Genomic DNA, 25,879 nt, shown 5'->3' on the forward strand with positions numbered 1-25,879 from the left:
TTACTGCTGCTCGACACCCGACAGGAACCAGCCTGCCGGATTGCGGCGCTGACTCGTCTCTCGGCGCTCGTCCCGCTCGTTCAGTGGCTGCGTGGTGGGCGTCAGCTCGAGCACGGCGATCGAGACGCCGATCACCTCGTTGGCCTCGTCGCGCGCGGGCTGGAAGCTCACGAGGGTATCGCGTCCCGAGGCGGCTTCGCCGCGAATGCGCACGTCGCTCACCGCCTCGCCGGAGAGAGCACGGCGAAGGTAGGGTTCGGTCAGGGTGAAGGTCTCGGGGTATAGCTCGCTCACCTTGCGGCCCAGGTGCCACTCCACGGGCCGGCCGAGCATCTCCGCCAGCCTGCGGTTCAGGCTCACCAGCTGCAGGCGGCGATCCAGGAAGCAAAGGCCCACGGGAGCGCCGTCGTAGATCGCCTGCATCTGCGCCAGCCGTTCGGCGGGCAGAGCCTCCAGCACCGAACCGCTGTGGCCGTGCAGGCTACCCAGCGCGACTGAATGGGGTTCGGCGGCTTCGGCATGCGGCATCGCCTGGGACGGCATCGGCTTTCCATAACGCCAGCCCTGCGCGAGTTCGCAACCCAGGCGCAAGAGAATCTCCGCCTGCGCGTCCTCTTCGACGCCCTCGGCGAGGTTCACCAGGTCGAGGCTGTGGCCCAGGCCCAGGATCGCCGCGACGATCTTGCGGCTCTCGCGGCGCGTGGCAATGGATGCGACAAAGCTGCGGTCGATCTTCAACTGGTCGAACGGAAGAGCCTGCAGATGCGCCAGCGACGAATACCCGGTCCCAAAGTCATCCAGCGAAAGCCGGCAGCCGAGGTCCTTCAGCGCGTTTGCAATCTGCGTCGCCTGCTCGATGTTCCCGATCAGCGCGCTCTCCGTGATCTCGATGGTCAGCTTGTCCAGCGGGAAGCCCTGCTCCTCCGCCGAGTTCCTGATCTGCAGCGGGAGGCTGGTGTAGCGCATCTGTCGCGGCGAGATGTTCACCGCCAGCCGCGGCGTCAGGCCAAGCTCGCGGGTCTCCTTGAAGGCCTTGCGGAGCACCTGGTTGGTCAGCTCGCCGATCAGCCCGTTGTCCTCGGCCACGCCGATAAAGTTCATCGGCAGGATCAGCCCGTCATGAGGATGCATCCACCGGGCCAGCACCTCGTAGCCCCGCAGCGCACCGGAGCGCAGGTCGACGATCGGCTGAAAGTAGGGAACGATCTCGTCGTCTTCGAGAGCCCGGATCAGATCGCTCAGCTTGGCCAGCATAGATTTTCAGACTAACGCCAAGAACAAGGCCCGTGCGGGTCAGCGCCCGACCGATGGTCGTAAGGAATCCGCGCGAACACTACCAGACAGTAACCAGTCGCGTGCACCAACCGGGTTGGAGTACGCTTTCAGGCCCATTTCCTTCCCAATATGGGACATCCTCCGTGAGCCACTGGCAGCGCAGTTTCGCGCGGGTCACCCCCGGGATGGCCTGCACAGCCGTCTGCGCATCCTGCCAGTCGAGCCCACCCAACCCGCTTGCTACACTGGAGAGGTGCAGGCGGTCGGATGGTCGCCGCCCGGTGGGCGCAAGCTACACCGGGGGGAGGAAAGTCCGAACTCCGCAGGGCAGTGTGCCGGATAACGTCCGGGACGCGAGCGTCAAGGCTCGTGGACGGCCAGTGCAACAGAAAACAGACCGCCAGGTGGCCGCAAGGACACAAGGTAAGGGTGAAACGGTGGGGTAAGAGCCCACCGCGTTGGCAGTAATGACAACGGCACGGTAAACCCCACACGGAGCAAGACCAAATAGGCAGGGAGACAATCGCTCCTCTTCAGGCGATGTCACGTAGCGGCCCGTTACGGCAAGACGAAGGGATGTGCGCGAGCACAAGTCGGAACCTGCGGGTAGGTTGCTGGAGCGCATCAGTAATGCTGCGCCTAGAGGAATGACCGTCTAAAACAGAATTCGGCTTACGGGCCGCCTGCACAAATTCTCAAACGCGATTCCAGCGGTCTCCGTCCCCACTGCCGATATCGCTTCGGGAAGGAAGCCGGGCAATCTCTATCCTTCCTCCGCGCTCCAACACTCCCGGGCGGGTTCATTGGCTAGAATCCGAATACCATGGCCCAGATCCCGGACCCTTCGCTTCGTCGCTGCTGTGCGGCAGTCGTATCGCTCCTCGCTTCCATCACCGGGGTTGCGATGCTCACGGGTTGCGGATCCGGCTCCTTTGTATCCGTCGGCACCGGCACAGGAGGGACGGGCGGCAGCGGAACCGGAGGCAGCACTGGCGCAGCCGTGCTCAGCGGCAAGGTGCTGGCCGGCTCCATCGCCGTCGCGGGAGCCACGGTCACTCTCTACGCCGCTGGAACTTCCGGTAACGGAGCCGCGGCCCGTTCCGTTCTCACCAGCTCGACCGTGACCGCCAGCGACGGCACCTTCACGCTCACCGGAACGCTGTCGTGCTCCAGTGGCAAGGATCAGGTCTACGTGGTAGCGACCGGCGGAAGCCCCGGCCTGCCGAGCAGCGCCACCAACCACGCGCTGTCGCTCGTCGCGGCCATCGGCAGCTGCTCGCAGCTTACTGGCGCCACCGTGCCCAGCGTCATCGTCAACGAGCTCACCAGCGTCGCTGTGGCCTACGCCCTGGCGCCGTTCACGACATCCGCCACGGCGATCAGCTCCAGCTCCACCAACGCTGCAGGCATGGCCAACTCCTTCCTCAACGCTGGCCTGCTGGCGAATGCGACGACCGGCCAGCTCGCCACGCTCAGCTCCGCCCAGGTCGTCGAGACCGCCAAGCTGAGCACCCTCGCGAACATCCTGCATGCCTGCGCCGCCTCGGATGGCGCCACGGTCTGCAGCGCCCTGTTCACTGCGGCCACGCCCTCGGGCGCCACCGCACCGTCCGACACCTTCACTGCGGCGCTGGACATCGTGCGCCATCCCAGCAACAACGTCGCGACGATCTACGCGATTGCCCCGGCTACGGCGGTCTTCTCGCCGGTCCTGTCCGTCGCGCCGAGGGATTGGACGATGACCCTCAGCGTCACCGGCGGCGGTATGCAATACACTCGCGCCCTTGCGCTGGATGGCTCGGGAAACGTCTGGGTCGTCAGCCAGCCGGGCGTGCTCTCCGGGTTTACGCCGCAGGGCGTCGCGCTCAGCTCCACGGGCTACGGGACCGGAGTGCTCAACGGCTCCTTCGGCGTCACCGTGGATTCCAGCGGCAACGTCTGGGCGACCAACTTCTACGCTGGCGGCTCCCTCGGTTCGATCACCGAGTTCAACGGCGCCTCCACCTCCAGCCCTGGAACGATCATCCAGCATGGTGGCAGCAACTTCGTCGTCGACAGCACCATGGACTACCCCATCGGCATCGCGGCCTCGAAGGACGGCCATCTCTATATCGCGGACTACAACAACTCCACAGCTTCCATCTACCTCACCTCGGGAACGTTCGTCTCCGGCAACCTCGGTGTGCCGCAGATCGCCGCACCGGTTGCGGTTGCGGCGGATGGCTCCGGCGGCTTCTGGATCGCCAACAACGACCGCGACAGCACCTCGGTGACAGGCACCGTCACCCACCTCGCCTCGGATGGATCTATCCTCGCGAACCCCAACTGCTGCGACACGGCCAACGGCGTCGCCGTGGATCAGCAGGGCAACGCCTGGTCCGCCAACTACGGCTCCGGATCGGTCAGCGAGGTCAGCTCCAGCGGCACGATCCTGATCCACAACACCACCAACGGCGGCCTCACCGAGCCCGCCGCCATCGCCGTCGACGCGGGCAACAACATCTGGGTGACCAACTACTACGCCACGACGTCAGCGGGCACCATCACGGAGCTGGCAGGCAATGGTGGCACGACGACCGTTGGCACCGGGATCACCCCGGCCTACGTCTCGGCGACCCAGCCGGGCGGCTACGGCCTCGATGCAGCCCTGAGCGAGCCGATCTCCATCGCTCCCGACTTCTCGGGGGATCTCTGGGTCTCGAGCTTCGGCACCAGCCACCTGACGATGTTCTTCGGCCTGGCCACACCCACCGCAACGCCGCTGCTGGGAACCCCCTCCGCCCCGTAACCACGCGGCCGTCACGCGAGTCAGGTATTCTCCCCGCCAGGGACGCAGGCGTCCGCGCGAGGCTGCGATTCGTCCAAGAACTGGAGGGTTTCTCCCGTGCCGCTTTGCCGCTTCGCTTTGTCTGTCGCGTTCGCCGCCGCCCTCCCAGGGGTGGCTGCTCCAGCAATCCTGAAACAGCAGCATCCGGCCTTCGAGATCCTGACCCGGCGCATGGACGTTGACGTCGATGGCGCCCCCACGGCCTACGGTCCACGTGGCAAGAAGACGCTGGACTACCTGAAGAACGCTCACTATCGCGCCCGGCCGAACGCCCCCATCGTCGGCTTCCTCACCGACGATGATGACCCCACCAAGCCTGTCATCCAGGGGCCGCACGATCCCGCTCCTGGCTACTACATCTCGCAGACAGCCTTCACCGATCCCGCCCGCACCCGCGAAGAGGATCCGCTCCGTTACGTGGACGCCACGCGCATTAACTACGTTGTGCTGGGCGACGAGGGCCGCCGCCGCGGAGCGCAGCTGGGCGACTTCGTGGCCGTCTATTCGCACCGCACGCACCGCGCGGTCTTCGGCATCGTGGCGGACGACGGCAATCCCAGCGGCAATGAAGGTTCGCTGCACCTGCTGCAGGATCTGGGCTATCCCTTCAAAGACGGCAAGGATGAGTCGGTGACCCACGCCGAGGTGGTCATCCGGTTCTTCCCGCACTCCAACCCACGCCAGCTCTTCTTCCGCGAACAACGCCAACTTGATGCGACCGCGGAACATCTCGGGCTGAGCCGGGACTTCTCGCAATCGGAGCTGACGCCCAAGTCGCGCTAGGCCTTCATGATTGCGTGTGCTCTGCCTCGACGATCGCGACAGCCAGAATCTTGGAGTTCAGCGGGCAAACCGGCCCGTGGCCCGGAGCGACCTGCTCCATCTGCGTCAGGCTGGCGAGCTCGAACAGCTTGCGCGCAGTCTCCAGGTTCGTGGGCTTGTCCCAGGTAGCGAAGTTCGGCAGAGGAAAGTACCAGGGCGCCCAGCCCGAGATGTGCAGGTGTCCCCCTACGGTGGTCATGGCATCGCCGCAGTACAGGGTGCCGTCCCGCTCGTCGAGGAAGCTGAAGTGCCCAGGCGTGTGGCCTGGCGTCGCGAGGCAGCGCAGCGAGCCATACAGCTCTCCGTCGCTCACCAGGTGGGTCGGCTGGGAAGTCGCGCCCGGATACATCCCCTTCAGCTTGCCTTGGGGTTCGTTTTCGTCGCGTGAACGGTCCTGCGCAGGTTTCTTGGGCAGCAGGCGAGCTTCGCGCGCTCCAATCGCCACGTCCGCGTTCCCCAGCAGGTGGCAGAGCTGGTCCAGCGAGCCAATGTGGTCGGCGTGGGCGTGCGTCAACAGGACCCGCTGGATCTCCATGGCGACGCCTAACTTCCGCGCCGCGACAAGAATCGCCTCTGCCGATCCCCCGATGCCGGTGTCGATCAGCGTATAGCCGTCCGACTCCCGCAGGAGATAGCAGTTCACCAGCCCCATCCGGGTCAGCTGGAAGGCGTGATCGGAGACTTCCCTGATCCTCACTTAGACATACTCTCCGCTCTGCGATCATTTCTCGCGGTTTTAAACATGAAGAGTGCAGGACATTTAGCCCGGCGCGTCGGCCGGCCCATGCACATCCTGTCTCGTGTCGGGTAATACCATTCCCAGCAGCAACGGCGGCGAGATTGCACCGCGGCGTACACTGTCTCTGATGGCCCAATCGACCACCCACGGCGCTGTGCAACGCATCCTGAAGGTTTCGCTGGCTCTTACAGCAATGTACATTGCCGCGACGTTTTACTTCGGACTTCGTGCTCATTCCCTGGCACTTCTGTCAGAGGCGGGCCATAACCTCTCGGACTTCGCCGCCCTCGCACTGAGCTTCGTCGCCGTCTGGCTGCAGGGTCGCAAGCCGTCGGACAAACGCACCTTCGGATATCAGCGCGCCGGTGTGCTCGCGGGCTTCGTGAATGCCCTTAGCCTGATGGTGCTCGCAGGATGGATCGGCATCGAGGCCATCGGCCGATTTCTGCACCCTGTCACGGTCGAGCCGCACCTGATGATGGCCGTCGCCGCAGCCGGCGTCCTGATGAATGGACTCATCGCCACGCTGCTCTGGAAGTTCTCCGGCGACGTCAACATCCGTAGCGTCTTCGTGCACATGCTGGGCGATACGGTCTCCACCGCGGCGGTCATCGTCGGTGGCTTCGTCATCCAGCTCACGCATATGCAGTGGATCGACCCGGTGCTCTCGCTCATCATCTCCGCACTCATCCTGTGGAGCAGCTACGGCATCGTGCGCGAGACCCTGCACATCCTGCTGGAAGGCACACCGCGCTCTATCGATCTCGATGAGATTCGCACGGCCATGCAGAAGGCTCCGGGTGTAATCAACGTGCATGACCTGCATGTCTGGAGCCTCACCTCGCAGAGCCACGCGCTCGCCTGCCACGTGCAGGTCACCGAGATGACCCTTGCCGAGTGCGAAGCTGTCCTCGCCCGCCTCAACCACGAGGTCCGCGACCACTTCGGCATCCACCACACAACGATCCAGCTCGAAGTCACCGACTGCGCCACCGTCGATGGCTGCTGCTCGCCCCCCGAGCCCATGGTCATCGACGGCCACTCGCACCACCACCACGGCCCCGGCGGCCACAGCCACGATCACGGCCACGCCCACGCGCATTGAGTGGCCGCCTGAGCATTGGCTAGCGGGCGGGCCACTTCCATTGCGGCCTGTTGAAGAGTGTCGCGCCCTCCAGCGTCGTCTCGCCGAAGGACTTCACCAGATGCAGCCGTGTACAGCGAGCATCGGCAGTCAGCTCCTCGATGAGCCGTGCTGCATGCGACACCACGATGATCTGTGTCCCTTCGGCAGCCTTCACGATCAGCCTCGCCAGCGCGGGCAGCAGGTCGGGGTGCAGGCTGGTTTCCGGTTCGTTCAACACCATCAGCTCCGGAGGCCGCGTAGTCAGCAGCGCTGCGGCCAGCAGCAGATAGCGCAGCGTGCCGTCCGAAAGCTCGGCTGAAGACAGTGAGCGCAGCAGGCCATGCTGCTCCAGCCGCACCTCGAACCGGCCCTGGATGTCCTCGATCCACAGTCGGCTTCCCGGGAAGGCATCTTCGATCGTGTTTGGCAGGGCTTCGCTCTCGACGCGGTCTTCGAGGATCGTTCGCAGCGCCGCGGCCAGGTTGCTGCCATCGGCGTTGAGCACCGGGGAGTAGGTGCCGATCTGTGCGGTCCGCGCCGGGCCGTCAGCGTCCGTGCGGAAGTGATCGTAGAAGCGCCAGCCGCGCAGCGCCTCGCGAACGGCCAGCATCTCGGGTGCACGCTGCGGGTCGGCGACGACCCCCAGCATGCTGTCGGTGTCGGCGAGCTTCTGGGTTAGCATCACGGGCTCTTCATCGCGCGTGGTGGAAAGCCACGCGAAGTTGTTGCGCCGGTCGACCAGCGCCGTGGCTTTGCGATATACCGGCCCATGCCAGATGCACTCCCGCTTGATGTGTGGGTCCAGCTGGAACATCGTCGGGAACGGCGCCGGCGGAGGGTAGCCAAGATCGATGCTGTAGCTGTAGTCGTCGCTGCCAAAGCCCATGCGCAGACTCGCGACCTTGCGGGAGGCCAGCGGCTCGACGGCATGCTCCCCAAGCCGCAGGCTGCGCGCGATGGTCTCCGGCCCGGCCCAGAACGTCGAAGGCAGCCCGCCCTCACGCGCCAGCGAACCCACGACCGCGTTCTGGGATGTATCGGCCAGCAACCGCAGCGCACGATAGAAGCTCGACTTGCCGCTGCCGTTCGCTCCGGTGATCAACGTGAGCTGTCCCAGCGGCGCAACGAGACTGCGCAGCGAGCGATAGCCTTCGATGGCGACGGTGCGGATCATAGGCAGCAGAATAGCGTCCGCTTGCAAGCAGAGGCCAGAACCTAGAAGCTAACAGCTAAGAGCTTTCCTATGTCTGGACACATCAGCAACGAGCGCCCTCCCTTCGACCAGCCCATCATCGACATCGTCGACTACGTGCTGGGGTACAACGTCACCAGCGAGCTGGCCTACGAGACAGCGCGTTACTGCCTGATGGACACGCTCGGCTGCGGCCTTGAGGCGCTGGACTATCCGGCCTGTACCAAGCTGCTGGGGCCGCTGGTGCCGGGGCTCACGATGGTCAACGGGGCGCGCGTGCCGGGCACGGCGTATGAGCTGGATCCCATGCAGGCTGCGTTCAACATCGGCGCCATCATCCGCTGGCTGGACTTCAACGACACGTGGCTGGCCGCGGAGTGGGGGCACCCCAGCGACAACCTTGGCGCGATCCTTGCTGTTGCTGACTGGCTTACGCGCAACGGTTCTCGGTTGACCATGCGCGATGTGCTGACTGCGATGATCCAGGCCCACGAGATTCAAGGCTGCCTCGCGCTGGAGAACAGCTTCAACAAGGTGGGTCTTGACCACGTGATCCTGGTCAAGGTCGCGAGCACGGCCGTCGCGGCGAAGCTGCTGGGCCTCACGCGCGAGCAGACGCTGAATGCCGTGTCGCTGGCGTTTGTGGATGGCCAGTCGCTGCGCACCTATCGTCACGCGCCGAATACGGGTTCCCGCAAGAGCTGGGCGGCAGGCGATGCGACCTCGCGTGCTGTGCGGCTGGCGTTGATCGCGAAGACCGGAGAGATGGGTTATCCCAGCGTCCTGAGCGCGAAGACCTGGGGCTTCTATGACGTGAGCTTCAAGGGCCAGCCGTTCAAGTTCCAGCGGCCTTATGGAAGCTACGTGATGGAGAACGTGCTGTTCAAGATCAGCTTCCCGGCGGAGTTCCATTCGCAGACGGCGGTGGAAGCCGCGATGACGCTGCACCGGCAGCTGGCGGCGATGGGCAAGACGGCCGCGGAGATTGCGAAGGTAACGATTCGCACGCATGAGGCGGCGATCCGCATCATCGACAAGCAGGGCCCGCTGAACAATCCTGCAGATCGCGACCACTGCATCCAGTACATGGTGGCTGTGCCGCTGATCTTTGGCCGCCTGACGGCTGGGGACTATGAGGATGCCGTCGCGCTCGATCCCGTGTGGGGCAAGCGCATCGACGAGGTGCGTTCGCGCATCGTGTGTGTCGAGGATCCGCAGTTTACGCGGGACTATCACGATCCGGAGAAGCGCTCGATTGCGAATGCTCTGACTCTCGAGCTTACCGATGGAACGGTCTTGCCTGAGGTCGTCGTCGAGTATCCAATCGGGCACAAGCGGCGGCGCATCGATGGGATTCCGCTGCTGGTCGAGAAGTTCCAGCGCAACCTCGCGCGGCGCTTCGATGCAGCGCAACAGCGGACGATTCTGGCCGTCTGCAACGATCAGGCGGAGCTCGAAGCGATGCCTGTGGATGAGTTCGTTTCCATGTTTGTCGTGAAGGTTTAGGGGAAACAGATGTCCGAAGTGATTGACTACAACGCGATGCTTGCCGTCGCCATCGATGAAGCGAAGACCGGCCTTGCCGAGGGCGGCATTCCCATTGGCGCGGCGATCTTCCGGCACGATGGCACGCTGGTGGGGCGTGGGCACAATCGGCGGGTGCAGCACGGCGATCCCAGCGTCCACGGCGAGACGGACGCCTTTCGCAACGCGGGCCGGCAGAAGAGCTATCGCGACCTGATCATGGTGACCACGCTGGCGCCGTGCTTCTACTGCTCGGGGTTGGTGCGGCAGTTTGGCTTCCGCACGGTGGTGGTGGGTGAGAGCGAGACCTTCCAGGGCGGCATCGACGAGCTGCGCGCGCTGGGCATCGAGGTCATCGACCTGAAGAGCCGCGAGTGCATCGAGCTGCTCAATGGGTTCATCACGGAGCATCCTGAGATTTGGAACGAGGACATCGGGGTGGATTAAGGGGGTACTCCCTACCCCCCCTCCTTGTGGGGGGGTGGCCAAAATATTCAATTCATGGATGTTGAGGGTGGGTATCTGCTTTCTTCGAGCGCGACCCTACAGCGGGTCTGCGCGGCGAGAAGCTCCGGCGCCCGGAGCGGAAGCACTACTCTCCATTTTAAGGGATTGGATCGAGTGGATGCGCCAGGGTGGGGAGGCGGATTTCGCCAGTATTGGCGCGGGTTTCGCCGGCGCGGGGAAGTCCGGGGGCTTGACACGGCTTGCGGCTCACTCGTGCGTGAGCTTCGTGAGGAGCTCATGCTGGCCGGGCCACCTGGCGATGAGCTCTTCGCGGGGAGCGTCGGCGTAGTCTTCGAACTCGAAGCCGGGTGTGACGGTGCAGCCGAGGAGGGCCCAGGCGTTGGGATCGTCCTGTTTGAGCAGATGCGAGCCTTGCCATACGCCGCGGGGGACGACGGTCTGCAGCAGCTCGCCTGCGGCGATGTCCTTGCCGAGGACGACGCGCTTGCTCGTCCCGTCGGCGAAGCACTGCAGCATCTCCACCGCGTCGCCGAGGTAGTGGTGGAAGATCTCGTCGCTCTGGAGCATGTGCATCTCGGAGAAGGTGCCGGGCTCGAGCAGGTAGTAGATGGCGGTGGAGGTGCGGCGAGGGCTGTTGTAACGGCCGTCGCTGAAGCTTTCCGGCGCGATGAGTTCTTCGCTCTCCCAGGTGCGGATGTACCAGCCGCCTTCGCGGGGATGGGGCTGGAGGTTGAAGAGAGCCTTGACGTCCGAAGCAGTGAGAGCGGCCATGGAGAGATGGTAGCGGCTGGGACCGGAGTGCGAACCTGTTGTGTCGGGCTTTCAGCCCTCGATCGTTTCGTGAATGCTTTCCTGGGCCTTCGGCCCAGGCCGTTATGTTGTCGGGCCGTTGGCCCTCGGCGTTGTGGTCGGCGTTGTGGTTCTTTGGCGGGGGCTGAAGCCCGGTGATCGGGTTGCTGTTTCCGCGCTGAAGCGCGCTGCTACTCCGCTTCGCGAGGCGAGATCGCGGTGCCCCTACGCGTGGCCGGTCTGGAGGTGCGCTATTCTTTACCCACCTCATGGAAAATCTGTCCCCCGAGGAGCAGCGGCTGCTCGAAGGAGAACTGTCACGCGGCGAGTCCCTGCTCTGGGCGGGGAAGCCGAACCCGCGCGTGATCTTCCATGCTTCGGACCTCTACACGATTCCATTCAGCCTGTTATGGGGCGGATTCGCGATCTTCTGGGAGGTTAGCGTTTCCAAGGATGGGTGGAACCTTGGCACGATCTGGGGGATCCCCTTTGTCCTCGTGGGGCAGTACATGATCTGGGGACGTTTCATCCGCGTCGCGTGGCTGAAACGACGCATCCTTTACGCCGTCACCACTGAGCGGGTACTGACCATTGTGCGGCGCCCAGGTGCGAAGGTCATCTCCAGCTACCTTGGGAATCTCCCCGACGTCCTGACGTCGAGTCGGTGGAATGGCGTAGGCACCCTCGACTTCGGCATTGGAGCGCCAACCGTCAGCAAGGGTCTTCTCCATGTGGGCGCCCCGAAACGCAGCGGCAGCGCCCTCGGCCTCGATTGGAAGACACCTGTATTCGTCGACATCGATGATGTCGACGAAGTCGCTGAACTCATCAAGAGCCAGATTCGCAGGCATCCATTTCCCTCGTATCATCAGCCGCCGCCACGAACAGGACACGAATATGCGCGAAAGACTTGAACGCCACTTCGGCTTTGCCGAGCACCAGACCAACTGGCGCACGGAGACGCTGGCCGGCGTGACGACCTTCATCACGATGGCGTACATCATCTTCGTGAACCCGTCGATCCTGTCGCAGACGGGGATGCCGCTGGCTTCGGTCACGGTCGCGACGTGTCTTTGCGCGGCGTTTGGGTCGATCATGATGGGCGCTTTGGCGAACTATCCGCTGGCGCTCGCCCCGGGCATGGGGCTCAACGCGTACTTCACCTACACGGTGGTGAAGGGCATGGGCGTGCCTTGGCAGACGGCGCTGGGAGCGGTGTTTCTCTCCGGCGTCATCTTCCTGCTGCTGACGTTTGGGGGCATCCGGCAGAGGCTGGTCGCGGCGATTCCTTACCAGCTGCATGCTGCGGTCGCGGGTGGCATTGGGTTGTTCATCGCGTTCATCGGTCTCATCAACGCGCACATCATCGTGCGCAGCTCGGCCACGACGGTGACGCTTGGCGACCTGCACCAACATGACGCGCAGCTGGCCATCTTCGGGATCATCTTCATTGCCATCCTGCAGGCGCATCGCGTCAAGGCGTCGATGCTGATCGGCGTGCTGGGGACGCTGATCGTGGGCATCCTGTTTCATCAAGTCCACTGGCAGCCTTCGACGATCAACCCCATGTCGATCAAGGCGACGGGATTCCAGCTGGACATCCGCGGCGCGCTGAAGATGAATGCGCTGGAGATCATCTTCGTCTTCCTGTTCGTGGATCTGTTCGACAACATCGGCACCCTGGTGGCGGTGACGGAACGCGCGGGGTTGATCGCGGAGGACCACACGATTCCGCGGCTGGACAGGATCTTCTTCGCGGACGCGACGGCGACGGTGGTGGGGTCGCTGGCGGGCACGTCGACGGTGACGAGCTACATCGAGAGCTCGGCCGGTGTGGCGGCGGGCGGGCGCACTGGCGTGGCAGCCATCGTCACCGGACTGCTCTTCCTGGTGTCGATCTTTATCGCTCCGCTGGTGGGGCCTATCCCGGACTTTGCTACGGCACCGGCGCTGGTGCTCGTCGGTGCGTTGATGGTCGCGGGGTCCGCGCGGATCGACTGGGAGGAGCCACGGGTCGCGATTCCGGCGTTCCTTACGCTGATCACGATTCCGCTGACGTACTCCATCGCGACGGGGCTGAGCTTCGGGCTCATCAGCTTTGCGGTGCTGGAGATCGCGACGGGACGGGCTCGGCGCCAGCACTGGATGCTTTATCTGCTGGCGCTGCTGTTCCTGGCGCGGTTTGTGTGGATGCACGCGGGGTGAGGCGGGTCGGGTTCTACGTTGTGCGTTCTACGTTGTACGTGTTCCGAGACTCCTGTTCCGAGACTCCTGTTCCGAGACTCCTGGGGCGGGACGGTCGTCTGTGGTGAGGTAGGGCGGCATCGATTACCGTGACAGCACGGTCAAAGTCGGACGCGGCTCTCGCATCGCGCATCTCAGCCTAGGTACAATTCGCATCGGAGGAACTCACATGGACCGCACAGCATCTGCCATCTGGCACGGTGGTTTGAAGGATGGCAACGGCACGATCAGCACCCAGAGCGGCGTGCTGAAGGACGCTCAATACAGCTTCACGACGCGCTTTGAGAACGGCATCGGGACCAACCCCGAGGAGCTGATCGCGGCGGCGCACGCGGGCTGCTTCAGCATGGCGCTCTCCGGCCAGCTGACCAGCGTCGAGCACCCGCCCCAGAGCATCGAGACCTCGGCAACCGTCACGATGGAGAAGACGGACGACGGTCCGACCGTGACCAAGATCCATCTCATCACGCGCGTGCGCGTTCCGAACCTGGACGCGGAGAAGTTTGCGGAGCTGGCGAAGAAGGCCAAGGAAGGCTGCCCGATCTCGCGCCTGCTCAAGGCTGCGGAGATCACGCTGGACGCGCAGCTGGTGTAAGCCGTATCGCGTGTGTAAGGCAAAGCCCCCGGACGCGTCCGGGGGCTTTTGTTTGCTGAACGGTATGTGGGACGAACGTCGCAACTTCGCGGCGGGCCCTGGGTCATCACGCGCAGGGCTGGATGATGGCGCCATCGGATGGTCCTCAAAAGCGGGCGTGCAGGCCCTTGTGTGGCCCGCGGCCTAGACCCGAATTTTGAGGTGACGTATGAAGAACACGCTCTATGCATCCGCTCTGCTTGCGGCGATTGGGCTCGCGGGCTCAGGACTTACCGGATGCTCGCATCCCCAGCCGGTGTACGCTCCACCACCGCCGCCCATGTTGGACATGCAGGCCATCCATCAGCAGGGCGTGCATGATGGCTTTGAGGCCGCGCGCCACGATGTGGCGGAAGGCCGACCGCCTCGCTTCGATCATCATCCGCGCTTCCGCAACCCGCCTGTGCCGCCGCCTGCGATCAATGATTATCGCAACGGCTTCCGGGATGGGTATGAGCGCTTCCTGCACCAGGGGCCGCCGCCTCCTCCGCCGGGGTACTAACAATCTGGTCCCGCAGTGAGATTTGCCTCTGCGGGACCTTATTGGAGTGAGCTTCCGCGCTTGGACTCACGACTTCGGCAATGGCTGTTCGGGCGGCTTGGGCTTGCCGTCAGCATCACGAAGGCCACTTGCGATCTCAGCAGCAACGAAGTCAACAGATTGCTGCCATCCGTGCTTGGCCTCAATCAAGCCGATGCAACCCCAGCAGTCGCCACCGCAATCGCCGGATAGGGGATCGGCCTCGACGTTCAAGACTCGACCGCAGATGCCACATGTCTGCATGTCGGGCTAACCTCGCGCTTCGATCGCCACCCACTCCGTATCGTCGGGTCCGATGTAGTTTGCTGTCGGGCGGATGATCTTGCCGTCCTCGCGCTGTTCGATCACGTGTGCGCCCCAGCCGCTGGTGCGTGCGATCGCGAAGATCGGCGTGAACATCGCCGTTGGGATTCCCATCACGTGATACGCGACGGCGGAGAACCAGTCGAGGTTGGGGAACATCTTCTTGATCTCCCACATGGTGCTCTCGAGGCGCTCGGCTACGTCGTACATCTTCATGTCGCCAGCGGTCGCGGAGAGGTCGTGCGCGATCTTCTTGATGACGACGTTGCGTGGGTCGGTGATGGTGTAGACCGGGTGCCCGAAGCCGATGATGACTTCTTTGCGGGCGACACGCTCGCGGATGTCGGCCTCGGCCTCGTCGGGGCTGGCATAGCGCTGCTGGATCTCCAGCGCGACCTCGTTCGCTCCGCCGTGCTTGGCGCCCTTCAGCGCGCCGATGGCTCCTGCGATCGATGAGTACATATCGCTGCCGGTGCCTGCGATGACGCGGGCGGTGAAGGTGCTGGCGTTGAACTCGTGCTCGGCGTACAGGATCAGCGAGACCTGCATCGCCTGGATCCACTCGGCGCTCTGCTTCGAGCCGTGGAGCAGGGTGAGGAAGTGCGATGCGATGGAGTCGTCGTCGGTCTCGACCTCGATGCGCTTGCCTGCGTTGGCGAAGTGGTACCAGTAGAGGAGCATCGATCCCATGGAAGCCATGATGCGGTCGGCTACGGCGGCGCCGGTGCCGGGAGCATGGGTGAGGTTCTCGAGGTGCTTCTCGGGCTCGAGCGTGGCGAGCACGCTGACGCCCACGCGCAGCACGTCCATGGGGTGCGAGGACTTCGGGCACTGCTCCAGCGCGACCTTCACGCCCGCAGGCAGGCCACGCAGGGTCTTGAGGCGCGCCTTGTAGCCGGCAAGCTGCGTAGCCGTCGGCAGTGTGCCGTAGAGCAGCAGGTGTGCGATCTCTTCGAACTCGGCCTTGGCGGCGAGGTCGTAGATGTCGTAGCCGCGATAGTGAAGGTCGTTGCCGTTGCGGCCCACGGTGCTCAGCGCGGTGTTGCCGGCGACCACGCCGGAGAGCGCGACGGACTTCTTGGGCTTGAAGGGAACGGGCGTGACTGTCGTGTCGCTGGTGCCGCTGGTGTCGCTCATGAACTGGCTCCGTTGGGTTCGTTGTAGGTTCTGCGTCGTACGTTCTGCGTCAGGTCCCCGTTGAACGTACAACGTAGAACGGTTCACGTACAACGCCTCAATCTTTGTCGTTCGCTTCGCGTGCAAAGAGCGCATCCAGCTTCTTCTCGAATGCGTGGTAGCCCAGCACGTCATAGAGCTCGGACCGTGTCTGCATGGTGCGCAGCACGTTCTTCTGGGTTCCATCGGTGCGGATGTGTTGATAGACGTTGAGAGCCGCCGCATTGGCTGCACGAAAGGCCGAAAGCGGGTACAGCACGATCGAGACCTCGGCGCGTTGCAACTCATCTATGGTGAACATGGGGGTCGCGCCAAACTCGGTGATGTTGGCCAGCACGGGCACGTTCACGCGACGAACAAAGGACGTGTAGTCCTCAAGCTTGGCGACGGCCTCGGGGAAGACCATATCGGCTCCCGCTTCCACGCACGCTGCTGCACGGTCCAGCGCGGCGTTTATTCCGAGACTGGCGAGCGCGTCCGTGCGAGCCATGATGACGAAGTGCGGGTCGGGAGATCCGGCGCGCGCGTCCACCGCGGCCTTGATGCGGTCCACCATCTCTTCCGTCGAGACAATCTGCTTGTTCGGGCGATGCCCGCAACGCTTTTGCGCGGCCTGGTCTTCGATGTGGCAACCGGCTGCGCCAGCCTGGATCAGCGAGCGGATGGAGCGTGCAATGCTGAACGCTCCACCAAAGCCCGTGTCGATATCGACCAGCAGCGGCAACGTACACACTGCCGTAATCCGCCGAACGTCGGTCAGTACGTCGTCGATGGTGGAGATGCCGAGGTCGGGCAGCCCCAGCGAACCAGCGGCCACGCCGCCGCCGGAGAGATAGAGAGCTTTGAAGCCGCTCCGCTCCGCCAGCAGTGCGTGGTAGGCCGTGGTCGCACCCACGATCTGCAGCGGACGTTCCGCTGCGACGGCGGCATGCAGCCGGGCCCCGGGAGTCATTGCTGGCGAAGCGGTCTGCAAAGAATCGTCCATAAAGGTGGAATCGATGCTAGCAGTTTGAGGTTCCGTCTGGTCGGTCGACGAGTCGGTCTGGCTACTTCGCTGTGCTCTTACCGCACACGCAGGAAGAAAAGTCCGTCGAGCGGGGGTTCGCCATCGCGCAGGAGTACACAGGCCAAAGCATCTGCATTGCCGCAGCCTTGAGGTTGCCGCTGATGCCCACGTCGCCGACGAAGTAGTGCTGCTGGTAGGCCTTGCTCACGTCGGAGCTGCCAGCGCGATCCGCCACGAACTCGCCCATCAGCGCCTTCACCGAGTCGGCCGAGTAATCGGGCTCATGGTAAGTCTTCGAGTAGGTGTACTCGGCGGACCAGGTCGGCGCCTTCTCCCAACGGGAGGCTGCCTGGTTCGATGCCGCGAACACCGTGTAGTCCTTCAGCGTTGCGGTCTCAGGGTCGATCTCGGCCACCGTGTACGCCGGATTGTTGCCGTTCACGGGTGAGATCGACGGCACCATCTTCATGGCGATCGAACCGGTGTTCCCCACGCCGCTCAGGAGCCGCATCTCGTCCATATGAGTGTGGGCGAACAATGCCAGCCTCACGATGTCGGGATAGGCCGTCAGGGTATTCAGCATCGATTCGGAGTCTAGGAAGAGCTCTGGCGGAGCGCTCTTTGCAGTGCATCCATCGGCGCCATTCTTGATGGTCTGGTACGGATCCACGCCGGGCGGGATGTGTCCCATCACCCACACGTTCTGGTGGTGGTTGCGAGCATCCTCCAGCTGGGTCTTGAGCCACAGGATCTGCAGCTGCGCCGCGGCATCGCGCTTCAACGTCGGCGAGCCCCCGGGGCAGGACTCATACTTCTTTGACTCGAAGATGTCCTGCATCACGAGCAGCCGCGTGTGGTGCAGCGGCTTGGGAAGCACGACGCTCCAGTCGCCCAGGTGCTGGGCCTCCATCGCGATCGAATCGTTGACGCCCTGCCCGGCGGCGGCGGCGGCGACCCATGCGGAGGTCACCAGGAACATGCTGTTGGGCGTCTCCTTGTAGTCTTCGCAGCCGGAGTCGTTGTTGCCCAGCGCGATGTAGACCGGGACTTTGGGGTAGGCGAGCTTCAGCTCCAGTGCCACAAAGGTGACGGTGCGCGCGGCGAAGCGCGAGTACTCCTCGGGGGTGTAGTCCTTTACCAGCGCGCGATAGCGGCAGTCGAAGCCATGCACCATCAGGTCGCCGGAGACGGTCAGGAACAGCGGCGCGGGCTGTTTCGACGAGACCTCCGCCAGGCTCGCCTTCAGCAGAGGCCACGGCGTGTCGATCCCCTTGGCCTTGCAGGTCTTCTGCAGGGCGGCAAAGTCCTCGGGCTGGGTGCGGGAGTCCGGCTCGCTCAGAATCGTCGCCCAGCGATCAACCGTGGTCGATTCCAGCTGCGCGAACTTGGCCGGATCATGAAAAGGATCGAAGTGGATGTCGGAGAGCATCACCGCCTTCACCGGCTCGGCCGGCAAAGCGTGGGCCGCCGCACCTGCGGTGCAGGCACCGCCCAGCAGGAGCAGCGAAAGCAGTCGATCCATCCTCAGGTCCGGACACTCCACAGTGCAACACGTTGAGTGTACGACGCCGGGGACTCCCGGTGCGTGGCTTTGGACGGTTCAGCCGCACCGTTGGGTGACAATCGCCCACTGCCTTCAGCTCCGCCCCTTCCGCGCGGGGAAAACGAGCGCCCCCAGGGTACCGGAGGCCAATCGGCCCGTCCGCCGGCTTGATTTCCCAGCCTGCCACGTTCTCTGTCCGGCTCGCGATGCTCTCTAATGGGTGTCATGATTCGCGTTCCGTTTGACGAACTGACCCGGCGTATCGAGAGCGTGCTCCTTGGACTTGGCCTTACACCGCCGCGAGCGGTGCTGGGCGCAAGGCTCATCGCGGAGACCGATCGCGACGGCGTACGCACGCACGGCGTTGCCCGCCTGCCCAGGTTGGCCGAGGGCATCCGCTTAGGCTACATCTCTCCTACTGCCGAGCCAGAACGTGTAGCGTCTTTGGGCGCGATGGAGCGCTGGGCCGGGCATCGGGGGGTGGGCAACCTGGCTGCCCACGCGGCGATGACCCGTGCCATAGAGTTGGCCGCCGAGTATGGCATCGGCGCGGTGGCGCTTGGCAACACCTCCCACTGGATGCGGGGTGGCGCCTTCGGTTGGCTGGCTGCGGAGCAGGGCTTCGCCGCGATGTGCTGGTCCAACACGCTGCCCAACCTGCCGCCATGGGGGGCGACGACCCCGGCGCTCGGAAACAACCCGCTGATTCTTGCGGTTCCGCATGTGGACGAGTCCGGCCAACAGGCGCCCATCGTGCTGGACATTGCGATGAGCCAGTTCTCCTACGGCAGCCTGAGTTCCTACCGCCAGCGCGGCGTACCGCTCCCGGTCCCGGGCGGCTATGACGAGCACGGCGAGCTGACCACCGACGCGGGAGCGATCGAGGAGAGCAAACGGGCGCTGCCCATCGGCTTCTGGAAGGGCTCCGGCCTGGCGTTTGTGCTCGACACCATGGGCGCGATGCTCTCCGGCGGCAAGGCGACCTGGCAGTTCGGCGCGGACCCGTTGCAGGAGGTCGGCCAGTCGCAGATCTTCCTCGCGATGAAGGCCGATGAGGCGGGAGCACGCGAGATGATTCAGGGGGCGATTGACAAGGTCCACGACGCCACACCGGTCACCGAAGGCAAGCCCGCCCGTTACCCCGGGGAAGGCACGATTGCCGTGCGGGCCGAGAGCCTCCGCGAGGGCTGCGCCATCGAAGACGCTGCCTGGGAGGCGTTCTTGAAGCTGGAAGCGGGTGCGTAGGAAGCCCACCGGCACAAGCAAAACGCCCCACGCGAAACTCGCATGGGGCGTTGGAGTCTGCAGCCGATACGGACTACATGTTCGTGTTGCCGGCGCGCATGTCTTCGTTGAAGCTGGGCCGCGTAAAGCTCAGAGCTTCTTCCATCAGGCCGCGGAAGTACTCGCCGCGGTCGATCGTGGCCTGGGTTGCGGTCGCCCAGTCGCCGTCGGGAGAGAGCTTCAGCTTGCCTTCCGCCTGCAGGCCCTGAGCCAGCTTGCGGAGGTCCGCCGTGGTGGTGTTCAGGTACTGCGCATCGCGCGGGTCGGCGATCCAGATCGGCGTCGGCGTGCCACCGGTCAGCACATAGCTCAGCCAGTACGTCTTGATGTCCAGAAAGCGGCTGCGCAGCTCGGGGGAAGCGTCGTTGAAGATAAACTTCTTCTGCTTGGCCGAGTAGTAGCGCGTCGTGACGGGCACCGGCTGGCGGTTGCCGCTCTTGACCATCTCGAGCTGGCCCTGGTCGAGGACCTTGCGGACGGCGTTGTAGATAAAGCTCTCGGCGAACGGCTGCTCCAGCGCCGGAAGCACCTCGGCGAAGGTGCGCGTCAGGGAGCCCGAGACCTTTGCGTGCAGCGGCGAATCCAGGCCATCGGCGAGCTTTACATCGCCGTGCACGATGAACGTGTCCGCGCCCGAGCTCGAGCCATGGAACGGCCACGCGAAGTTGGCGAAGGTCAGCGGCAGACCGTGGAAGGTCACCGTGGCGTCCGGATTTGGGTTCAGCAGGCGGACCGCGGCCTCAGCGAAGAACTCCGCAATGCCCGCAGCGAACTTGGGATTCGCGGCGTCGAAGCCCTGGCTCAGCTCCAGCGTCACCGACTTGCCCGGAGCCGCAGCAAGCGTCAGGCTCGCGCGAACCGTGGGCTCGCCGTGGAAGTCCTTGCCCGGCTCCAGCGGGGTGAGGACAAGGCCAGCGGCCTTGGCAGCGGTTTCAAGCGTAGCGGCGGGAGCGGAGAGCGTGGACATCGGGGATCCTTCGAAGAAAAATTGGCATCCCCATTTTACCGGTTTTGGCACGGTCTCACGGCTCCGAACCGCCAATCCACCAACTACGGCTTGAACTTCTCCTCGAAGAACGCCGCGCCGCGTTTGTAGGCGGCGAGCCAGCTGGAATGCAGCAGGAAGCCGTGGATCTCGTCGGGGAAGATCAGCTCGTGGATCTCGATCTGTTCGTTGGCGGGCAGGGTTGTGTTGAGGATGCGCAGCTTGTCGGCGAGGATGGGCGTCTGAGCGTAGGCGACGTTGCCGTCATCGTCTCCGTGGATGAACAGCACGGGCGAGCGCCAGCGGCTGATGTCGGCCAGCGGCGACGCGGCGAGCCCGATCGCCGCCTGCTGGTCCTTCTCCGCATAGCTGCCGGAGAGCCAGTCGGCCGCGTTGTCCTCGAGGTTCCAGTCGTGGACGCCGTGGAAGTCGACGCCCGCGGCGAAGACGTTGGAGGCCCGCGCCAGTGCCATGCCCGTCAGGTAGCCGCCGTAGCTTCCGCCCCAGATGCCGAGCTGCTTCGGGTCGACGTCCTTGCGCGCGCGGAGATAGTTGGCCGCGGCCATCACGTCGCTGAACTCGTCGCCGCCCGCCGGGCCCCCGTGGAGGCACTGACGGAAGTCCATGCCATAGCCCACGCCGCAGTGGTAGTTCACGCTCAGCACGATGAAGCCGCGCGAGGCCAGGTACTGGTTCATGGCGTACGCGTTGGAGTAATAGTCCATCGCGGGATAGCCCAGCAGCATCTGCCGGCGCGGGCCGCCGTGCACGAAGATCAGCGTGGGGTGTTTGCCTTCGCCGAGGTGCGCGGGGAGGAAGAGCTGGCCGTGGAGCATGAAGCCGTCCGCGGCCGGGAAGAGCGCCTGCTTCGGCGTCACGAACTCCTTGCCGGGATAGTCCGCCGGCATCGCCGTGGGGTCGAGGTCCGTCGAGCCGCCATGCGACTCCAGCAGGGCGGGATGCATGGGCACGCGCGTATCCGCGATGAGCGCGGCGACGGCCCCGCTGGCGCTGATCGTCGGCCGCGTCTCGATGCCCGCGCCAAAGCTGTACTGCTGCGGATGCGCGGCGCCAAATGTCACCGACCAGATGTGACGCCGATCCACATCCAGCGGGTCTTTGGGCGCATCGTTCGACGCATAGAAGATCGCCTTGTGATCCGGCGTCAGCGTCGCATCTTCCACCTCGTACTCGCCGGGCGTCAGCAGCGTCGCTTCGGGCTTCGTGGCCTCGGGATTGATCGCGTACAGGTGCACGAAGCCATCGGCGTCGCTGAAGAAGGCCATGCGATCGTTGGCCGCATAGAAGAGCTTCGGAGAGCCAGTGGCGAGATGCGGCAGCACGCTGCCCGGCTGGTTGGGTGTTGCGCGGTAGATCGATCGGCTCGCGCCCGAGCTGTAGTCAGTGGCCGCCAACGGCATTGTCTCGATCGACCACACGGTCGGGCTCACGCGGCCTGCGTCCAGACGTCCCGGACGAAGGAACGGCGCGCGAATCCACGCCAGCGTCTTCCCGTCAGGAGAGAACGCCGGGGCCGAGTCCACACCCGTGGAAGGCGACGCATAGCGAATGGTGTGCGAGGCGAAGTCGAAGACAGCGATGAAGGCATGCCCCGGCTGGCCTTGCTCGCGGCGGCGGCTGACGAAGGCGAGCGCTCTGCCGTCGGGGGAGAGCGTCAGCGACCCCGCGCTGCCGTGGTCCCACACGATCTGCTTCGAGGCATCCTTCGAGGAGGGGTCCTTGGCGGTGAGGTCCGTCATCCACACCTGCCCGCCGCGCACGAAGAGCAGACCCTTGCCGTCGCGCGTGAAGGTAAGCCCGTGGCCTTCGCCGAGCTTCACCGCGGGAGCGCCAGCGGCAAGCGGCTGCACGTAGATCTCCGCTGCCACGTTGCGCTGCAGGTGCGCGGGGTTGGCGGGCTTGCCATCTGGGGTGGGATCGTCGTCATCCGGGCCGAAGGTGTAGGCCACAGCGCTCGCATCGGGAGCGAAGCTCACCTCGAGGATGTCCATCGCGTCATCAGAGGTGTTGTGGGTCAGAGCGCGCGCCGCAGACCTGGGGCCGCCGACGTACAGGTTATTGCGGCCGGAGACGTGCTCGGCCCAGGCGAACAGATCGCCACTCGGAGCAGCGGTCAGGTTCGTGCAGTAGGGGCCACTCAGAGCCTGCTCCAGCGAGAAGGCAGGCTTCGCTGCCGTCGGATTCGCCTGCGCGGTCGCCGAAAGACACGTGAGAGAAGACAAGCCCGCTGCCGCCAGCCACAACCAGTTGTTTCGCATGCGGAAAGGATAGCGGAAACGGCAAGAGGCTGAGGAGTCAACCACGTTGCCGAACATCTCCTGCGCCGTGCAAGCCGTCTACCTCAGCAGGGAGAACCCATGCCGCACGCGCACGTCCAGGAACATATCGAGCTCATCGCACGGCACGAGCAGGAGTTCCTTGCGCGGCGCACCCCGGCGGAACGCCGCATCGACGCTATCGCAGGGTTTATCGGCAGCATCCGCTTCGTGCTGATCCATCTCACCATCTTCACGGTGTGGATCGTATGGAATCTTCTGCCCGGTCTCCGGCGCTTCGACCCACCTCCCTTTTCTCTGCTGCAGACCGTCGTCGCCATGGAGTCCCTGCTGGCCGCGAGCTTTATTCTCATCCGGCAGACGCGCCTGGCTCGCCGGGCCGACGAGCGCGATCACCTCATGCTGCAGATCCTTTTACTCAGCGAGAAGGAGATCACCACTGTGCTCAACCTGGAGCGCCAGATGGCTCGCCAGATGGGACTGGGAAGATTCGCGGACTCGCCGGAGGTAAGGGAGCTCTCCCGCGATACTCCTATCGAAGAGGTCGCGCAGAACATCCAGCAGACCATTACCGAAAGCGAGAACGGCGGCGACGGCCCGCAGCCTGTGATCGGACTCGGCCTCAGTGGGGAGCGTGGCGCCGATCTGGAATAAGCTGCCTCAATGGCAAGAGGGCTGCCCGTTCGGCAACCCTCTTGCTGTTTGCTCCTCGAGCTTTACTGGCGCCAGTGAGCGTGGTCGTGGTCCCAGCCCGAACCGGGGTGTTCCTTCATGTACACGCTGCGCAGCCGGGCGGCTTCATAGCCGCGTGCGAAGGCCGCACGATACGCATCGCGAAGCTCCTTCGGTACGGGCGGGTGCTTGAACGCGGGCGATCCGCCCGGCTCCATGCGGCGGCCGCTCAGGAAGTCCGACTGGGCGGCATCGATGCCATCGTGGAAGGCGCGGCGATTCATGTCATCGAACTCCGCCGGTGGGGCATCCCAGGGGCGGTCCTGGCCGGCGCCTTCGGCGTACAGAGCATGCGGCGCAGGGGCAGCATGGGCGCGGGTAACACCGAGGCTCAACGCCACAGCGGGAATCACAGCAAACAAGGCCGATTTCATTGCAAACTTCTTCACAACCAGTTCCTCACTTTCAGCCCGGATCTCCGGGGACAAATCAACTGCGGTCACCAGCATGAACTGATGAGTCGTAGGGCGCAAGGCCGCAGGGTGAAGATTCGATGAGCCTTGCCCCAAACGGTTCCGGCGATATTGGCCCGGTGTACCGCACGAGGAAAAGGCCCGCCGGGGTGGCGGGCCTTCTGGCTGAAGCAGCGGACCATCCTGCTGGTCCAGGCAAATCCTAGTAGTGCCAGTGATCGTGGTCGTGATCCCAGTTCTGACCCGGGTGATCGCGCATGGACATCATGCGGTTCTGGGCTGCCTGGTAGCCCCGGGCAAACGAGTTGCGGTACTGGTCGCGGAACGGACGGGGCACCGGTGGATGGCGGAAGTTCTGCGAGCGGTCCACGGCCAGCATGCGGTGATTCTGGAAGTCCCAGCGCGCCGCGTCGATGCCTTCATGGAAGGCGCGGCGGTTCATGTCGTCGAACTCCCGCGGCGGAGCATCCCACGGGCCTTCCTGCCCGACGCCTACGCCGATGGAGATCTGGCCCGGCGCAGGAGCCGCATGGGCCTGCGTCGCGCTTACACCCAGCGCTACCGCAGGTATTACAGCCAACAGAGCAAATTTCTTCCAAAAGGTCTTCATGGTTGGTTCCTCACTTTGAGCCGTCTTCGGCCCCTGGGTGTAGGACACCAACCTGCGCCCCCGGGTTGTTGCACGCAACGCAAACATTCTTCGGAGGTTACACGATGTAATCTGTCCGGGGTTGCCTGGGTGGTTCAGGACGAGCCCACCCGGCTAACTCCCGGCACGATCAAGCCTCGGCAGTAGCCTTCAGGCGCTCCGCGGTGTCGTGCGCGATCAGCGCGTCGACCGTCGGCTGGAGCAGTCCTTCCATCACCATCGCGAGCTGGTGGTTCGTCAGCCCGATGCGGTGGTCGGTGAGGCGGTTCTGCGGGAAGTTATAGGTCCGGATCTTCTCCGAGCGATCGCCCGAGCCGATCTGCGCCTTACGATCCTGCGCCTGCAGCTGATGCACGCGCTCCGCCTCCACCTCATACAGCCGTGAGCGGAGCACGCGCATGGCCTTCTCGCGATTCTTGATCTGCGACTTCTCGTCCTGGCAGCTGACGACCGTGTTGGTCGGCAGGTGGGTGATGCGGATCGCGGAGTAGGTGGTGTTCACGCTCTGTCCGCCCGGCCCCGAGGAGCAGAACGTGTCGATGCGAAGGTCTTTCTGCTCGATCTTGATGTCGACCTCTTCGGCCTCCGGCAGCACGGCCACGGTGATGGCGGAGGTGTGGACGCGGCCCTGGGTCTCGGTGGCCGGAACGCGCTGCACGCGATGGACGCCGCTCTCGTACTTCATCTGCGAATACACCTTGTCGCCTTCGAAGATCGCCGTGATGTCCTTCAGTCCGCCTACGTCGGAGTCGGTCTGGGAGAGGACTTCGACCTTCCAGTGATGCTGCTCGGCGAAGCGCAGGTACATGCGGAAGACCTCGGCCACGAACAGGGAGGCCTCGTCGCCGCCGGTGCCGGCACGGACTTCGATGACGATGTTCTTGTCGTCGTTGGGATCCTTGGGCAGCAGCAGGACCTTCAGCTCTTCCTCGACCGTAGGCAGCTTCGGCTCCAGCTCGGCGAGCTCCATCTCGGCCATCTCGCGCATGTCGGGGTCGGCCAGCATGGCCTTCGCTTCGGCGATGCCGTCGCGCAGCTTGCGGAACTGGCGGAACTTCTCGACGGTCGGCTCCAGGTCGCGATGCTGCTTGGCGACGGCCTGGAACTTCTTCTGGTCGCTCAGCAGCGCGGGATCGCCCAGCTGCTGGCCCAGCTCTTCGTATTTGGCTTCGAGTTGATCAAGCTTGTCGAACATGACTTTAGGTCTCCATCGCTCCAACCCGTAAGGGTGAGCGGAATCTGTTGCGGGAATCTTGTAGCGGAATTCATGGTGGATCGCGCGCAGGGTAGCGCAGCTGCTATTGGAAAGA

The 25,879-nt window shown here is 64.3% G+C and carries 23 protein-coding genes and 1 other RNA gene; 12 read left to right on the top strand and 12 right to left on the bottom strand.

Annotated elements, in window-relative coordinates; genetic code table 11:
• Positions 1 to 1,254 carry an EAL domain-containing protein gene (locus C4S68_RS10910; RefSeq protein WP_103933079.1) on the bottom strand — a complete coding sequence of 418 codons (1,254 nt, stop codon included), beginning with the start codon at positions 1,252 to 1,254 and terminating at the stop codon, positions 1 to 3.
• A 276-nt stretch (positions 1,255 to 1,530) separates the two neighbouring features.
• Between C4S68_RS10910 and rnpB the strand changes: the two genes are divergently transcribed.
• The 3 genes from rnpB to C4S68_RS10925 all read left to right on the top strand — a co-directional run bounded on the left by rnpB (position 1,531) and on the right by C4S68_RS10925 (position 4,885).
• Positions 1,531 to 1,966: RNase P RNA component class A (gene rnpB, locus C4S68_RS10915), an RNA gene on the top strand.
• A gap of 132 nt (positions 1,967 to 2,098) precedes the next feature.
• Positions 2,099 to 4,063 carry an NHL repeat-containing protein gene (locus tag C4S68_RS10920; protein WP_103933080.1) on the top strand — a complete coding sequence of 655 codons (1,965 nt, stop codon included), beginning with the start codon at positions 2,099 to 2,101 and terminating at the stop codon, positions 4,061 to 4,063.
• 96 nt (positions 4,064 to 4,159) lie between these two features.
• Positions 4,160 to 4,885, top strand: a complete 726-nt coding sequence (locus tag C4S68_RS10925; RefSeq protein ID WP_200821528.1) for a hypothetical protein — start codon at positions 4,160 to 4,162, stop codon at positions 4,883 to 4,885.
• Between the two features lie 4 nt (positions 4,886 to 4,889).
• On the opposite strand, the gene C4S68_RS10930 is transcribed toward C4S68_RS10925, so the two are convergent.
• The gene (locus tag C4S68_RS10930) at positions 4,890 to 5,621 is read right to left on the bottom strand and encodes an MBL fold metallo-hydrolase (RefSeq protein ID WP_103933081.1); all 732 of its coding nucleotides are present in this window, start codon (positions 5,619 to 5,621) and stop codon (positions 4,890 to 4,892) included.
• A 169-nt stretch (positions 5,622 to 5,790) separates the two neighbouring features.
• On the opposite strand from C4S68_RS10930, the gene C4S68_RS10935 reads away from it, so the two are divergent.
• Positions 5,791 to 6,768, top strand: coding sequence for a cation diffusion facilitator family transporter (locus C4S68_RS10935; RefSeq protein ID WP_200821529.1), 978 nt, complete (start codon positions 5,791 to 5,793; stop codon positions 6,766 to 6,768).
• 19 nt (positions 6,769 to 6,787) lie between these two features.
• Here C4S68_RS10935 and C4S68_RS10940 read toward each other — a convergent pair whose 3' ends face one another.
• On the bottom strand, positions 6,788 to 7,963 hold the full coding sequence (locus C4S68_RS10940; protein WP_103933082.1) for an AAA family ATPase: 1,176 nt from the start codon (positions 7,961 to 7,963) through the stop codon (positions 6,788 to 6,790).
• A 69-nt stretch (positions 7,964 to 8,032) separates the two neighbouring features.
• Between C4S68_RS10940 and C4S68_RS10945 the strand changes: the two genes are divergently transcribed.
• Together C4S68_RS10945 and C4S68_RS10950 are read left to right on the top strand one after the other, a co-directional pair.
• Complete coding sequence (locus C4S68_RS10945; RefSeq protein ID WP_103933083.1) at positions 8,033 to 9,487, top strand: bifunctional 2-methylcitrate dehydratase/aconitate hydratase; 1,455 nt, start codon at positions 8,033 to 8,035, stop codon at positions 9,485 to 9,487.
• 9 nt (positions 9,488 to 9,496) lie between these two features.
• Entirely contained in the window at positions 9,497 to 9,952 is a 456-nt protein-coding gene (locus C4S68_RS10950; protein ID WP_103933084.1) for a nucleoside deaminase, read from the top strand.
• A 267-nt stretch (positions 9,953 to 10,219) separates the two neighbouring features.
• On the opposite strand, the gene C4S68_RS10955 is transcribed toward C4S68_RS10950, so the two are convergent.
• A complete protein-coding gene (locus C4S68_RS10955) occupies positions 10,220 to 10,744 on the bottom strand; it encodes a cupin domain-containing protein (RefSeq protein ID WP_103933085.1) in 525 nt (174 codons plus the stop codon).
• A gap of 287 nt (positions 10,745 to 11,031) precedes the next feature.
• Here C4S68_RS10955 and C4S68_RS10960 point away from each other — a divergent pair, with 287 nt between their 5' ends.
• The 4 genes from C4S68_RS10960 to C4S68_RS10975 all read left to right on the top strand — a co-directional run bounded on the left by C4S68_RS10960 (position 11,032) and on the right by C4S68_RS10975 (position 14,142).
• Positions 11,032 to 11,676 carry a hypothetical protein gene (locus C4S68_RS10960; RefSeq protein WP_103933086.1) on the top strand — a complete coding sequence of 215 codons (645 nt, stop codon included), beginning with the start codon at positions 11,032 to 11,034 and terminating at the stop codon, positions 11,674 to 11,676.
• Positions 11,660 to 12,967, top strand: a complete 1,308-nt coding sequence (locus C4S68_RS10965) for an NCS2 family permease (protein ID WP_103933087.1) — start codon at positions 11,660 to 11,662, stop codon at positions 12,965 to 12,967. Before C4S68_RS10960 ends, C4S68_RS10965 begins: the two co-directional genes overlap by 17 nt.
• 208 nt (positions 12,968 to 13,175) lie before the next feature.
• The gene (locus tag C4S68_RS10970) at positions 13,176 to 13,601 is read left to right on the top strand and encodes an OsmC family protein (RefSeq protein ID WP_103933088.1); all 426 of its coding nucleotides are present in this window, start codon (positions 13,176 to 13,178) and stop codon (positions 13,599 to 13,601) included.
• A 208-nt stretch (positions 13,602 to 13,809) separates the two neighbouring features.
• A complete protein-coding gene (locus C4S68_RS10975) occupies positions 13,810 to 14,142 on the top strand; it encodes a hypothetical protein (RefSeq protein ID WP_103933089.1) in 333 nt (110 codons plus the stop codon).
• 288 nt (positions 14,143 to 14,430) lie between these two features.
• Here the strand turns inward: C4S68_RS10975 and prpC are convergent, their stop codons facing one another.
• From prpC to C4S68_RS10995, 3 genes are all read right to left on the bottom strand, one after another.
• Positions 14,431 to 15,621: a bifunctional 2-methylcitrate synthase/citrate synthase gene (gene prpC / locus C4S68_RS10985; RefSeq protein WP_103933091.1), complete on the bottom strand. Its 1,191-nt coding sequence runs from the start codon at positions 15,619 to 15,621 to the stop codon at positions 14,431 to 14,433.
• Between the two features lie 97 nt (positions 15,622 to 15,718).
• The gene (prpB, locus tag C4S68_RS10990; protein ID WP_235011522.1) at positions 15,719 to 16,645 is read right to left on the bottom strand and encodes a methylisocitrate lyase; all 927 of its coding nucleotides are present in this window, start codon (positions 16,643 to 16,645) and stop codon (positions 15,719 to 15,721) included.
• Between the two features lie 61 nt (positions 16,646 to 16,706).
• Positions 16,707 to 18,188, bottom strand: a complete 1,482-nt coding sequence (locus tag C4S68_RS10995; RefSeq protein WP_103933093.1) for a metallophosphoesterase — start codon at positions 18,186 to 18,188, stop codon at positions 16,707 to 16,709.
• A gap of 246 nt (positions 18,189 to 18,434) precedes the next feature.
• Between C4S68_RS10995 and yiaK the strand changes: the two genes are divergently transcribed.
• Positions 18,435 to 19,454 carry a 3-dehydro-L-gulonate 2-dehydrogenase gene (gene yiaK, locus C4S68_RS11000; RefSeq protein WP_103933313.1) on the top strand — a complete coding sequence of 340 codons (1,020 nt, stop codon included), beginning with the start codon at positions 18,435 to 18,437 and terminating at the stop codon, positions 19,452 to 19,454.
• 73 nt (positions 19,455 to 19,527) lie between these two features.
• Here yiaK and C4S68_RS11005 read toward each other — a convergent pair whose 3' ends face one another.
• Together C4S68_RS11005 and C4S68_RS11010 are read right to left on the bottom strand one after the other, a co-directional pair.
• Positions 19,528 to 20,460, bottom strand: a complete 933-nt coding sequence (locus tag C4S68_RS11005) for a hypothetical protein (RefSeq protein ID WP_103933094.1) — start codon at positions 20,458 to 20,460, stop codon at positions 19,528 to 19,530.
• 83 nt (positions 20,461 to 20,543) lie between these two features.
• Positions 20,544 to 22,721, bottom strand: a complete 2,178-nt coding sequence (locus C4S68_RS11010) for a S9 family peptidase (RefSeq protein WP_160115104.1) — start codon at positions 22,719 to 22,721, stop codon at positions 20,544 to 20,546.
• Between the two features lie 135 nt (positions 22,722 to 22,856).
• On the opposite strand from C4S68_RS11010, the gene C4S68_RS11015 reads away from it, so the two are divergent.
• A complete protein-coding gene (locus tag C4S68_RS11015) occupies positions 22,857 to 23,429 on the top strand; it encodes a DUF1003 domain-containing protein (RefSeq protein ID WP_103933096.1) in 573 nt (190 codons plus the stop codon).
• 62 nt (positions 23,430 to 23,491) lie between these two features.
• Here C4S68_RS11015 and C4S68_RS11020 read toward each other — a convergent pair whose 3' ends face one another.
• From C4S68_RS11020 to prfA, 3 genes are all read right to left on the bottom strand, one after another.
• Positions 23,492 to 23,896 carry a hypothetical protein gene (locus C4S68_RS11020; RefSeq protein ID WP_103933097.1) on the bottom strand — a complete coding sequence of 135 codons (405 nt, stop codon included), beginning with the start codon at positions 23,894 to 23,896 and terminating at the stop codon, positions 23,492 to 23,494.
• 226 nt (positions 23,897 to 24,122) lie between these two features.
• A complete protein-coding gene (locus C4S68_RS11025; protein WP_103933098.1) occupies positions 24,123 to 24,530 on the bottom strand; it encodes a hypothetical protein in 408 nt (135 codons plus the stop codon).
• Between the two features lie 169 nt (positions 24,531 to 24,699).
• Positions 24,700 to 25,764 carry a peptide chain release factor 1 gene (prfA, locus tag C4S68_RS11030; RefSeq protein WP_103933099.1) on the bottom strand — a complete coding sequence of 355 codons (1,065 nt, stop codon included), beginning with the start codon at positions 25,762 to 25,764 and terminating at the stop codon, positions 24,700 to 24,702.
• Positions 25,765 to 25,879: the final 115 nt, after the last annotated feature.

This window comes from Bryocella elongata (assembly GCF_900108185.1).
GTDB classification, from domain to species: Bacteria; Acidobacteriota; Terriglobia; order Terriglobales; family Acidobacteriaceae; genus Granulicella; species Granulicella elongata.